A 12,143-nucleotide genomic window follows, 5' to 3' on the forward strand; every position below is an offset into this window, starting at 1 on the left:
AGCTCCTAAGAGCTGCTCTTTTTATCAACATTACATTTAATTTTATTTCTTCTTTGCAGGAACTCTGTTGTCATTATCCAGCTTTTCAGTAGACACCTTAAACTGAATATCCATTTCGTTCTTAATGAAGTAATCTTTCAGTGAAGACTGGTAGAATACCTTGAAATCTCTTCTGTTCAGAGAGAACTTCGCAGATTCAATAGAAGTTGTAAACTGAGTAACATACACATTTGCGGGGAAAGAAATTGTTTTTCTCACTCCTTTAAGTGTAAGATCTCCGTATACGGTAGAATTATACTCACTGTTTGCTAAAGGAATAACTTTAGTCAAATGGAATTTCGCAACCGGAAATTTCTTCACTTCAAAGAAGTTGGTACTTTTCAGGTCATTGGTAAGTTTGATCTGATCTTCATCAGAAACATCACCAGCCATCATACTTCTCATATCTATGATGAATTCACCATCTACCAGTACAGTATGGTCAAAGTTGAATTTTCCACTTTTTAATTTTATCGTTCCTGAATGGGAGGAAGCCTCAGTTTTCACAACCTTATATCCCCACCATCTGATCTCTGATGAAGTCACTTTCGAAACCTTATCAAATTTCCTTTGGGCAGAAACAAATGATATGCTTGCGCACACCATAGCAAACAATAGTAATCTTTTCATTCTTTTTTATTTACAATTCAACAAAAATAAAAAAAAGTGTAGAACTTCTACACTTTTAATAATCTTTTTTTGATTAATTTATTGAGCAGTTACCTTTACTACCATATCAATATCATCTTTCACAAAAACGTCCTGCATTGTAGATTTGTAAGCAACATCAAATTTCTGTCTGTCGAAAGAGAACTTATTTGAAACCAGGCTTACTACTCCTTTGCTGTAAGAAATTTTAGCAGGGAAAGTAATTGGGCTTGTTTTTCCTTTCAGAGTAAGAGTTCCTGTTACTAAAGAATTGTAGATTTTATCACTGTTTTTCTTTACTCCTGTAATTTTAAAAGTAGCAGTAGGGAATTTTTCAACTTCAAAGAAGTCACCATTCTTAAGGTGTCCGTTTAATTTCTGTTGGTATTCTCCCGTAAGGTCAGTCGCGTTGATAGAAGTCATATCCAACACGAAGTTCCCTCCTACAAGTTGATTTCCTTTCATTACCATATCTCCTGATTTCACTTTCACAGTTCCGTCGTGAGAACTAGCTTCAGATTTAGCTACTTTATATCCCCACCAGTGAACATCAGATGCTACTACTTTTTTAGACTGTCCGAAAGCTAAACCACCAGCTAATACTGCTAATAAAAATATTTTTTTCATTGTTTAGAATTATTTTAATTAAGTTTAGCACAAAGGTAGCCATCTTATTCAATAGATTTCGTTGATGTATATCAAGAAAGTTAATTATTTTTATGAATAATATCATCCCATAAAAAAACTCCGAATTTCTTCGGAGCTTTCTTTTATTCTTGATAGTAGGCTGTATATAATGCCATCCCTTTTAATGCAGTATGATTTTGCTTGACCAGATAGATCGGAATGTTTCTAAGCATTCCTTCCATTTTATCACTGATCTTGAATTTTTCGTAAAACTTGGCTTTATCGATATATTCTCTTACCATCTGAGGAATATCTCCGGCAATCAGCAATCCGCCGGTAGCTTTTACCTTTAAGGTTAAGTTATTGGCTTCTCTTGCCAAAAACTCAAGGAAAGTATCCAGAGCAATTTTACATATCAGTACGTTATCTTCTACTGCTGCTTTATAAAGCTCTTCAACAAAATTACCATTGGCAAGACGATCTCCTAACCATTCAGGTTCCGGATGTCTTTTTACATCTCTCAGAAAACGATAGATATTGAATAATCCTGATTTGGATAATACATTTTCCCAGCTTACAATCCCATAGATATTATTAAGGAACTGGTAAAACTCAACCTCTACATTGGTTCTTGGTGAGAATTCAGAATGTCCTCCTTCTGTTGCAAAAGGTCTTAAATTTTTCCCGTCAAAGAAATATCCAGCTTCACCCAATCCGTTTCCCGGAGCAAGGATCGCCACATTTCCTTTTTCAAGATGACCGCTGGTATAAATGGCTTCAAGATCATCATCTTCAAGAAGAGCCATTCCGTAAGCAGAAGCTTCCAGGTCGTTCAGCATATCTACCTTTTCAAAACCGAAATCTCTTTTATATTCTTCAACATCTAAGTTCCAGCCTAATCTTACGGGGTTGCTTTTTCCGTCAATGACAGGTCCCGGTACAGCCATTCCCAAGCGTTTTACGTTAGCTAACTCATTATCCTGGATAAACTTTTTTAAGATGTCATTAAAAGAAGCATATTCCTTAGTAGAATATGTATTTTGTGCTTTAATCTCAAGACCTCCGTTACCGGAAACAAAATAGCCTAAGATGGTCATATCTTCACGGAGACTTGCTCCGATGATAGAAACATTATCATTATTACTGTTCTCTACTCCTGGTAAATAAAGTGGAAATTTTGGATTCAGAATCATAACCTCAAATTTTACCAAATATAATAATTGTTTTCGTAAATCCTGCACAGAACAAAAAAACCTTTCCACTTTCGTGAAAAGGTTTTGGTTAATAATTGTTTATATATTAAATCTAACTACTTTCCTAATGGAATATTATAACCGAATCCTACTCCGATATTCCCCACATTATAATCCTGACCAGCTAAATCTCCTTTAGTTCCTACAAAAACCTTTTGGTACTGTACGAAGAAGTTCCAGTCTCTGTTGTGGTATCCGATTTCAGGTTTGATATAGAAACCTCCGCTTGCTCTTTCTACATTCGTGTTAGAAGCTACTGTTTTGTCTCCAACTAAGAATCCATATCCTAAATCAGTTCCGAAATAGAAACCGGTTTGTTTTGGATAAATTCTTACTAAAGCAGCTACAGGAACTACTCCTACATCATTATTTTTATACCCGTTGTTATCTTTACCAAAATAGTGAGTATATCCTGATGCAATACCTAATCCAAATCCTGGAGTAATAAGGTTCTGATAAGCTACATCTACACCAACTGCTGCGGAAAGGTTATCTGCGGGAACTGCTAAACCAACATTTGCGCCTACTTTGATCATATTATTCATTTGTGAACTCTGTGCGCTTGCTATACCTGCTGTTAAAATTCCGGCAAGTAAAATTGCTTGTTTAAACATTTTCATAACTCTAATTTTTAAATTTTACTAAACAAGAGGATGTAAAAATCGTGCCAAGCAAAGCTTTCTGCTGTTTTTTAACACGCATTAAAACCGTAACAAAATGAATATCAATCATTTATTTTATGTTAAATTTTAAATGATTGTTTAACAATTTTTATAAAAAACAGGACCTGAAATGTGAAATATATTTAAAAAGTTAAAAAATAGAAACAGGATAAGTCAACTTATTGATATAAAAGGAATTCAAACATTGGAAAACGCTAAGGCGCAAATTTTTTATTAGTATTACGTATATTTTAAGGCACAAGAAGACCAAAGATCTTCAGCAAGGATGCTATTTATTTTTTGCCACGGCACCAATAACATTATTCTATGCACTATGGGGCTATATCTTTTTAAACATCATAAATTTCACGAATAAATAAAATAATTGCATTAGTTGAGATGAAAAAGCAGCGAGAGAATCTAACCATAAACAATTTTATCGAAGATAAAATCCTCGCGCCTTCCAATATACAGCGTACAAAATCTTAGTACCTGAGCGTTTTCCAACAGTCCTATTGTGCACACATTATAATATTAACAAACCTTAACCCGTTATTATTTTAACCTTTTTTCTTCAGAAACATCAAAAAAATAAATGCTCTCATCATGGCTGACACCTTATTAAAAAATAAACATCTTCTCTGGCGTGCAGGCTTTGGTCCCGGAATTAATCAAATCGATGATTTGAAAAATAAAAACATCAAGACGCTGATTAATGAATTATTTAAAGAAGAAAGCTTTACAGAGATTATTTATGATACGCCTGATATCGAACCTGCTGCAGATTATATGAACAGTACAGCTCCTGCTGAAAAGAAGAAGGAAATGCAACGGATTTATAGAACACAGAACGAAGAACTGAATCTTAACTTTCTGGATAAAATGGTGAACAGTAAGGAACAAATGCGAGAAAAGATGGCTTTTTTCTGGCATGGACATTTTGCTTCAAGAGTCCTTAATCCAAAGTTCAATAAGCAACTTTTAAATACAATCCGGAAGAATGCATTGGGAAGCTTCAAAGATTTACTTTTTGAAGTCAGTCAAGCTCCGGCTATGCTTAACTTCCTGAATAACCAGCAAAATAAGAAAGACCACCCCAATGAGAATTTTGCCCGTGAGGTCATGGAGCTTTTCACTATGGGCAGAGGAAATTATACGGAAAAAGATGTGAGAGAAGGAGCCAGAGCATTTACAGGATGGAGTTACGATAAAGAAGGAAATTTTAAAGAAAGGAAAAATCAGCATGATGAAGAAACCAAAACTTTTCTGGGGAAAACAGGTAATTTTAACGGATCAGATGCTCTAAATATTATTCTGGAGCAAAAAGCAACCGCAAAATTTATCACAGCCAAAGTCTATAAGTTTTTCGTTAATGAAAATATAGATCAGAATATTGTAAATACACTCAGTACCAGCTTCTACAATTCCGGCTACGATATTAAGAAACTGATGACGGAGATCTTTTCAAGCTCATGGTTTTACGAACAGAAAAATATCGGAAACAGGATAAAATCGCCCATAGAACTGATGGCGGGAATGATGCGGATCCTTCCGATGAATATTCAGAATCCTGAAAACCTCATCGTGTATCAAAAGCTATTAGGACAAATGTTGCTTTATCCACCGAATGTTGCAGGGTGGCCCAATGGAAGATCCTGGATTGACAGCTCTACTCTGATGCTGAGACTTCAGGTACCGCAGATATGGTCCGGCCTTCGCCCGCTGGAATACAGTCCACGACAAGATGACGATATTGATATGGGAATGAAATCTAAGGAAACAGCTTTGAATAAAAGCTTTAAAAATCCCAATATAACAATAGACTGGAACCGGGTAGATCAGATTTTTGACCATAAAAACTGTGAGGATTATCTGATTCAGAAACCACAAAGCCTAGATATGAATACAGTCAATAACTTCTCTGATAAAAGCACGAAAATGACCATTATCAACCTTATGTCAACCCCTGAATATCAATTAATGTAAAGGGGGCACTTATATCTATCACCAAAATCCAACATTATGTTAATCAAAAGAAGAGAATTCCTCAAAATAAGTTCACTGGCCACAGCATCGCTTCTACTTCCTAACTTTCTAAAAGCTATGACGTTGGAAGAGGCACTGAATCCCAATCAGAATATTCTCGTAGTTCTTCAGTTTACTGGTGGAAATGATGGATTGAACACGGTTATTCCTACAAAAAATGACATCTATTTCAGAGAAAGGAAAACGCTTGCTGTTCAGGATTCTTTATCCCTTACAGATGAAGCCGGAATCAATCCTTCCCTCTCCTATTTTAAAGATCTTTTTGATAATGGAGAGCTTTCTGTGATGAACAATGTGGGTTATCCCAATCCGGATAAATCTCATTTCCGCAGCATGGATATCTGGCAATCGGCAAGCAGAAGTGATGAATTTCTGGAAACAGGCTGGTTAGGCCGCTTTCTGGATGAAGAATGTTACCGTTGTGAGCATCCCACACAGGCACTTGAAGTTGATGATATGCTAAGCCTGGCTTTGAAAGGAGAAAATAATAAAGCATTTGCTTTTAAAGATCCTAAAAGGTTATATCAAACCAGTCAGGAGAAATATTTCAAATCTCTTTATGATCACCATCATGATGACGAAACGGTGTCTTACCTTTATCAGACTTTAGGCTCTACGATTAACAATGCCGGCTATATTTTTGATAAGAGCAAAGCAAAAAAAACGGAACAGACTTATCCTAATTCGCAACTGGGAAAGGACTTTAAGACAGTGGCCTCTTTAATCAAATCAGATATCAATACCCAGGTTTACTATCTTTCCATTGGAAGCTTTGATACCCATGTGAATCAAAATGACAGACAGAAAAAACTGTTCAGTGATATTAATGAAGCTGTGAAGTCCTTTGTGGCTGATATGAAAAGCAATGGCTTATTCAATAATATTCTTTTGATGACCTTTTCTGAGTTCGGGCGCCGAGTGGCCCAAAATGCAAGCAATGGGACAGATCACGGAACGGCTAACCAGATGTTCTTTATCAGTGGAAACCTTAAAAAGAAAGGCCTTCTGAACAGTCTTCCAGATTTACAGAATCTGAATGAAGGTGACCTGATCTATACAGAAGACTTTAGAAAAGTATATGCTACGATCCTTAAAAACTGGTTGAAGGCCGATTCTTCCAAAGTGTTGGGATGGAAAAACGGAGTTTATGACTTTATATAAATCGACTGAGCTCTATTTAGGCATAAAAGTTTTATAACACTTAAGTTATTTTTAAGTGATAAATTTTATGTATGAAAAGTACACTAAAGTTTTGAAATCTCCGATTTCCAGGAATATTATAATGAATACATCAGTTGAAGGAGTGAACATTCCCCTCCACCGGAGAGGTGGCAAAAATTCTTTGAATTTTTGACGGGGTGGTCATCATCTCCCCTTCTCCTATCACCACAAAAAAAAGAGACCATCCATAATGACAGTCTCTTTTCGATAATTTTAAATTTTAACTACTTTTACTTTTAAGCAGTAATCTGCTTCGGTTCTTTCTCTTTCTGATCTTCTTTCTTATCAAGTTTCTCAGATATTTTTTTAACGATATACTCTATCGCTATGGGTGCTATAATGGCAATAAGTGCTTTAAATATTCTTGATTTCATATGGTGATTTTGTACTTGATTACTACAATTTCCAAGCCAAGATAAAAATCAGAGGTCAATTTCAATTAAAATTTTCCTGAGTCTCAGTTACTATCCTGATCTTTTTACCTGATAATTCAGAAATACTAGTTTTCTTCCGGAATGATCAGATCCTGATAATTTTTACTTCCGGCTTTAAATTTTTCTTCCATTCTCAATCTTAGCTTTTTTGGTCGATGAACAATCAACGAATCTCCAAAGCCCAGCAACAGTCTTTCTAATTCAAAATTGATCTGCACACAAATTTTAAAAAGAGTACCTTCCTCAACCTCATTAATGATCTCCTGACTTTTATGTAATGGTTTTGTTTTGATATAAGGAGCATTGGCCGTATCAACAAAGAAAATGACGTTTTTAGGAGACATAGATTCTGAAACGGTAACTCCTACAATATTCTTAAAGTATTCATCTCCGTCCAGATCCTTATCAATGTAAGGAAGGGCTTCATCTGTTTCAATACTTTCCATTCTGTCCAGAGCCAGATTATACATTTTCTGTTTGTAAAGACAAATGAGGAACCATCGGTTGTTAAATTCTTTCAACAGTTGCGGATGAACAGTGAAAATATTGGATTCTCTTGCAGTAAAGCTCTTGTATAAGATTTTCAGTACCTTTTTATTGAGAATACCTTCATACAGAATATCAATATGCTCCAACCCCTTCAACTGTTCATTTTTATCCAAATGAATGATTGACTTCTGGTTAGTAGAATGAATAGAATCCTCCAGTTTCTGAATGACACCGTTCATTTCTTTGAACATAGAGAAATCTTTGAACTGCTTCAGGATCTGAACTGCATTATTCATCGCTTTCAGATCACTTTCATTTACAGAAATATTATGGATACTGTAGTCCGGATCGCTGTAACGGTAATATTTTCTTTCATATACTTCAATAGGAGCTTCATACCCGAATTTCTCACTCCGCATATTCTGAAGATCCAGCTGAATAGTCCTTCTGCTTACATAAGATTCTTTTCCCTCAAATTCAAATAATGCTTCGGAACATTCATCAATAAGATCTTCCAAAGTATATTTACGGTATTTGTTTTTGAGGCACTTGTCTAATGTTTTATAGCGGATCAGTGCGTTTTTATTGGATGACATGATTATTCTTTTTTATCTGAAAACCTATTTCTCTCTCAGCGGATTTCCTTCAAAGATCAATCCTTCCCATCCGAATTCCATAAAGTTTCTGATGTTCTGGTGATCTGTTCCATCAGGGTTTTTAAGTACATCTTCCCTATAAAAATCTCCGAAAAGCGGAAGTGTCTCCTCTTTTGTCAATCCGTGATAAGATGCAAAACCGAATATTTTACATGACCCGTTATTCTGGTCTTCTTCATTTCTTGTATTTCCGTTTTTGAATGCGGTAGGGGTAAAATGGTAATTTGCATCTATATAAGCAATCACATCGCTGAATTGAACGGTTTCAGGAAAATGTTTTAATTGTTCTAATAATATCATAGTTGTAAGTTTAATTTTTTTACATAATGCTAATAAGCGAATTTGCATACCAGCGAATTTGTCTCTTTTATAATTTTTGTAAAAATAATCAAAAATTCATTATCTACGCAAAACTATTGCGCAATAAAGAAGTTACTTTGCATTATCAAAATAACAAAACAATGGAATTTAATGGAAATCACTTAATCGAATTGGGATATAGATCCGCTAAATGGTTTAAAGATGCCATTACCTATATCAACGAAAATCATCTGGATGAAATTCAGATTAAAGAATATCTGGAACAGTTCAAACAACCTGAACATATTCCGCTTCATGAAACTGCTCCTGAGTTTATCATCAACATCAGAGCGGAACATGAAAATGAGAGTGATAATGTAGAAAAAGTAATCAAAACGATGAAAGTTCTGATGAAAACACCTACGCTCACTGCCGGAGCTTTAATGCCGGATGCCTGTCCTACAGGTCCCGAAGGTCATATTCCTGTGGGAGGTGTAGTGGTTGCAAAAAATGCCATCCACCCGGGATTTCATAGCGCAGATATCTGTTGTTCTGTGATGCTGACAGATTTTGGAAAGGTTAACCCTAAAGATATTCTGGATGCTGCCCATTCTGTAACACATTTCGGATATGGAGGAAGACCAAGAGGCGAACAGATGCCGATGTCCCAGGAACTGATGGATGCGTTCAGAGAAAATGAATTCTTAAATGATGAAAAATTAATCAGCATTGCCCGTTCTCATATGGGAACTCAGGGAGACGGAAATCATTTCTTATTCGTTGGAATTTCCAAAAATACAGGAAATACAATGATGGTAACCCATCACGGATCCAGAGCTCCGGGTGCTGCATTATATGATAAAGGAATGAAAGTTGCCAACCGTTTCAGACAGGATATTTCTCCTGAAACATTAAAAGAAAATGCATGGATTCCTTATGATACTGAAGAAGGAAAATCTTATTGGGAAGCGCTGCAATTGATAAGAACATGGACGAAGGAAAACCATACCAATATTCACGATGCTGTTTTAAATAAACTGAAAATAGAGAAAGAAAACAGATATTGGAATGAACATAATTTTGTTTTCAAGGATGGTGACCTCTTCTATCACGCAAAGGGAGCGACTCCATTGGATGATAAGTTCATGCCTGATATCACGGGACCAAGATTGATTCCATTGAATATGGCAGAACCGGTATTGATTGTTCAGGGAAAGACCAATGAAAGAAACCTTGGTTTTGCTCCACATGGAGCGGGAAGAAATTTCAGCAGAAGTCAGCATAAAAGATCTTTAGCCCATAAAACGACTGAGGAGATCTTCAATGAAGAAACAACAGGATTAGATATCAGATTCTATTCCAATGAAATTGATATTTCCGAACTACCCACTGCTTATAAAAGTGCAGCGAATGTAAGAGCACAGATTGAAGAATATGGGCTTTGTGAAGTACTGGATGAAGTGATGCCTTACGGATGTATTATGGCGGGTGATATTCAGAAAAATGCACCGTGGAAGAAAAAATATAGAAAGGCATAATTCTTTATTTAATATCACTCAATATAAACCTGATAGGTTTCCAAAAAAACTAATAACCAACCTTATAGGTGTCAAAGCCTGTAGGGTTCATGAAAACTTATCATAATGGCAGGGGCAGTAGCTCAGATGGTTAGAGCAACAAAAAATTACTTTTCGCTACGGGCAAATAAAGTTCTTATAAACTACCAGGTTTGTGGGTCACAGGTTCGAGTCCTGTCTGCTCCTCAATACAGTGAAAATGCTTATATTCATATATCTGTCATTTCATACGTAAAAAAAATGTAAGGCAAAGAAAGTTCCTATATTTTAGAATTACTTTCCGCCTTTTTACAAATTATAAAGCAAAGGGAGTTCCTATATTTTTCGGATAAATTACTCCCCGCTTTTTATAAACTATAGGTAAAAGGAGTTCCTATACACTTCACTTTTAATGAACTTACTCCTCACTTATTTTTTAAACTTAAAACAATGAAAACATTACAATTATTCAATGCTGTATTGGCTAAAAAATCAGATAAAATGCCATTTATTTCCAATGAAGGTTTTATTATTGAAACTGATGCACTTTGGGCTAAAAAAGAGATCATCTCTTATTATGCAAAGGAAAAATTAAATGGAAATGACCTGAATAAATCCTTTCATAAATCCTGGGAGAAAATAAAAAACACATCCAGAATTGAATTATTTTTTGAACAGATTCAACATTATATTTCAACCTATGGAAGTAATTTCCAGAGTGAAATCTATATTCCTAAGGAAATCCTGAATGTTCCTGATGTGAAGATGATTTTTAAAGTAATCAAAGCCTATACTGTAGAAGAAATGCAGGAAAAATGTCTTTCTCTGCTGAGATCCGGGATTGCTTTAAAAGAAGAAACAATCAATGATCTTTTATATATCCTTACAGAAGAGCTTGATTACGATTTTACAGGAAAAGAAAATATCAGAAATAAAGAAGCGATTATAAAAATAGCCGATTTATATGAGATCTATCCAGAAAACCCTGTTGAATTTTTCCGTTATGTGATTTATAAAACCACTCAAACAACGCTTTTAATTAAAAACGATGAATTGATTGGCTTAATTAAACAAAGCAAATTTAATCCAACCTATCTGTTTGAAAGCTTTGGAATGGAAAAAATGGCTGAAATTTTCAATAGATTTAAACCGTTATTTCTTGCTTATAAAAACAGAGCTCCGAAAGCGATTAACAAAATTTCGAAGCTGTCTAAAGTACACCATAAGCCATTAATTTCGAATCCGTTAAATGATGCAACTCATATATTACTGGAAACCAGCGATTGGCATTGGTTAGAAAATGCAACACCGTTTGCCCTATTCAAAGCATTATCAGCATGCCATTCCAGAATGTATGGTCAGGACACTTTTGTCTATAGAGTCAGAAATGGAAAATCGTGGGTTAAAAAAGGTAAGGAAACTTATGTGAATCTGTTAAACTATGATTTTATTTTAGATTTTCTGAAGCTGAAATACGAAAGTTTTTCCGGAAAGAAATTCTATTTCCCGGAGAATGTAGAATTTGCGCTGCCGACTTCTGAAAAAATGTTTGTTGGAAATATTCCTACCGGAACCCGTTTTTATGGAGATAGACTGGCTGTTGGTATTTATTGGGAAGATAGATGGGGAGCCCGGGACCTTGACCTTTCAGGATTGAATATTGAAGGAAAAATAGGTTGGAATGCAGCTTATAATTATGGTGAAGGACAATTGATGTATTCCGGAGATATGACTTCTGCTCCCAACGGTGCTGTAGAATATCTTTACGCCAATAAAGGATTAAGTACCTCTACTCTTGTTATGAATAATGTGTTCAGCGGAGATGCAAATTGTGGATATAAAATCGTTATCGGAAAAGGAGATCAAATTTCCTACGACTATATGATGAATCCGAATAACCTCTTTGCTGAAGCAAGATGTAACTCGGTTCAGAAACAAACGATTCTGGGAATCCTGTTACCAAAAGTGGGAAAACAATGTTTTGTACTGTTGAATTTCGGAGCTGGACATTCTCACGTTTCCGGAAATAATGAGGTATCCATGATGGCTACCAGTGCATTATATCAGCAGTGGTCTGAAGCCATGTCATTCAATGAGCTTATAAAAGAGCTTGGAGCAGAGACTACCACAAAAAAATCCGAAGCTGATTTTGATTTTTCAATGGAAACTTTGGAAAAGGATAGTTTTATCAGAATTTTTAAATAAAATATGC

Annotated in this window: 11 protein-coding genes and 1 tRNA gene; 5 read left to right on the top strand and 7 right to left on the bottom strand. The window is 35.3% G+C overall.

The features are described 5' to 3' along the window. Positions 1 to 42 precede the first annotated feature (42 nt). From M2372_RS08665 to M2372_RS08680, 4 genes are all read right to left on the bottom strand, one after another. Positions 43 to 669, bottom strand: coding sequence for a YceI family protein (locus tag M2372_RS08665; protein WP_115972440.1), 627 nt, complete (start codon positions 667 to 669; stop codon positions 43 to 45). A gap of 78 nt (positions 670 to 747) precedes the next feature. Next, the gene (locus M2372_RS08670; protein WP_115972439.1) at positions 748 to 1,314 is read right to left on the bottom strand and encodes a YceI family protein; all 567 of its coding nucleotides are present in this window, start codon (positions 1,312 to 1,314) and stop codon (positions 748 to 750) included. Positions 1,315 to 1,457: 143 nt separating this feature from the next. Further along, positions 1,458 to 2,507: a glucokinase gene (locus tag M2372_RS08675; protein ID WP_123319927.1), complete on the bottom strand. Its 1,050-nt coding sequence runs from the start codon at positions 2,505 to 2,507 to the stop codon at positions 1,458 to 1,460. A gap of 116 nt (positions 2,508 to 2,623) precedes the next feature. After that, complete coding sequence (locus tag M2372_RS08680; protein WP_123319928.1) at positions 2,624 to 3,187, bottom strand: hypothetical protein; 564 nt, start codon at positions 3,185 to 3,187, stop codon at positions 2,624 to 2,626. Between the two features lie 648 nt (positions 3,188 to 3,835). Between M2372_RS08680 and M2372_RS08685 the strand changes: the two genes are divergently transcribed. After that, the gene (locus M2372_RS08685; RefSeq protein ID WP_165852274.1) at positions 3,836 to 5,215 is read left to right on the top strand and encodes a DUF1800 family protein; all 1,380 of its coding nucleotides are present in this window, start codon (positions 3,836 to 3,838) and stop codon (positions 5,213 to 5,215) included. 36 nt (positions 5,216 to 5,251) lie between these two features. Next, positions 5,252 to 6,436: a DUF1501 domain-containing protein gene (locus tag M2372_RS08690; RefSeq protein WP_123319929.1), complete on the top strand. Its 1,185-nt coding sequence runs from the start codon at positions 5,252 to 5,254 to the stop codon at positions 6,434 to 6,436. 296 nt (positions 6,437 to 6,732) lie between these two features. On the opposite strand, the gene M2372_RS08695 is transcribed toward M2372_RS08690, so the two are convergent. The 3 genes from M2372_RS08695 to M2372_RS08705 form a co-directional block, all read right to left on the bottom strand. Then, positions 6,733 to 6,870, bottom strand: a complete 138-nt coding sequence (locus tag M2372_RS08695; protein ID WP_002980888.1) for a hypothetical protein — start codon at positions 6,868 to 6,870, stop codon at positions 6,733 to 6,735. Between the two features lie 125 nt (positions 6,871 to 6,995). Continuing rightward, on the bottom strand, positions 6,996 to 8,015 hold the full coding sequence (locus M2372_RS08700) for a YafY family protein (protein ID WP_123319930.1): 1,020 nt from the start codon (positions 8,013 to 8,015) through the stop codon (positions 6,996 to 6,998). A 24-nt stretch (positions 8,016 to 8,039) separates the two neighbouring features. Beyond that, positions 8,040 to 8,375, bottom strand: coding sequence for a HopJ type III effector protein (locus tag M2372_RS08705; RefSeq protein WP_165852273.1), 336 nt, complete (start codon positions 8,373 to 8,375; stop codon positions 8,040 to 8,042). Between the two features lie 743 nt (positions 8,376 to 9,118). On the opposite strand from M2372_RS08705, the gene M2372_RS25615 reads away from it, so the two are divergent. The 3 genes from M2372_RS25615 to M2372_RS08720 all read left to right on the top strand — a co-directional run bounded on the left by M2372_RS25615 (position 9,119) and on the right by M2372_RS08720 (position 12,136). Next, on the top strand, positions 9,119 to 9,913 hold the full coding sequence (locus M2372_RS25615) for an RtcB family protein (protein ID WP_409013138.1): 795 nt from the start codon (positions 9,119 to 9,121) through the stop codon (positions 9,911 to 9,913). 111 nt (positions 9,914 to 10,024) lie between these two features. Beyond that, positions 10,025 to 10,138 (top strand) — tRNA-OTHER (locus M2372_RS08715). Between the two features lie 243 nt (positions 10,139 to 10,381). Continuing rightward, positions 10,382 to 12,136, top strand: a complete 1,755-nt coding sequence (locus M2372_RS08720; protein ID WP_115972432.1) for a hypothetical protein — start codon at positions 10,382 to 10,384, stop codon at positions 12,134 to 12,136. The last annotated feature ends 7 nt before the right edge of the window (positions 12,137 to 12,143 follow it).

This window comes from Chryseobacterium sp. BIGb0232 (assembly GCF_024810195.1).
Lineage (GTDB): Bacteria > Bacteroidota > Bacteroidia > Flavobacteriales > Weeksellaceae > Chryseobacterium > Chryseobacterium pennae.

Coding starts and splice junctions, on each gene's coding strand:
- M2372_RS08705 (WP_165852273.1), bottom strand. CDS start 8,375: ATGATATTATTAGAACAATTAAAACATTTTCCTGAAACCGTTCAATTC.
- M2372_RS08720 (WP_115972432.1), top strand. CDS start 10,382: ATGAAAACATTACAATTATTCAATGCTGTATTGGCTAAAAAATCAGAT.
- M2372_RS08685 (WP_165852274.1), top strand. CDS start 3,836: ATGGCTGACACCTTATTAAAAAATAAACATCTTCTCTGGCGTGCAGGC.
- M2372_RS08665 (WP_115972440.1), bottom strand. CDS start 669: ATGAAAAGATTACTATTGTTTGCTATGGTGTGCGCAAGCATATCATTT.
- M2372_RS08695 (WP_002980888.1), bottom strand. CDS start 6,870: ATGAAATCAAGAATATTTAAAGCACTTATTGCCATTATAGCACCCATA.
- M2372_RS08690 (WP_123319929.1), top strand. CDS start 5,252: ATGTTAATCAAAAGAAGAGAATTCCTCAAAATAAGTTCACTGGCCACA.
- M2372_RS08675 (WP_123319927.1), bottom strand. CDS start 2,507: ATGATTCTGAATCCAAAATTTCCACTTTATTTACCAGGAGTAGAGAAC.
- M2372_RS08680 (WP_123319928.1), bottom strand. CDS start 3,187: ATGAAAATGTTTAAACAAGCAATTTTACTTGCCGGAATTTTAACAGCA.
- M2372_RS25615 (WP_409013138.1), top strand. CDS start 9,119: ATGGGAACTCAGGGAGACGGAAATCATTTCTTATTCGTTGGAATTTCC.
- M2372_RS08700 (WP_123319930.1), bottom strand. CDS start 8,015: ATGTCATCCAATAAAAACGCACTGATCCGCTATAAAACATTAGACAAG.
- M2372_RS08670 (WP_115972439.1), bottom strand. CDS start 1,314: ATGAAAAAAATATTTTTATTAGCAGTATTAGCTGGTGGTTTAGCTTTC.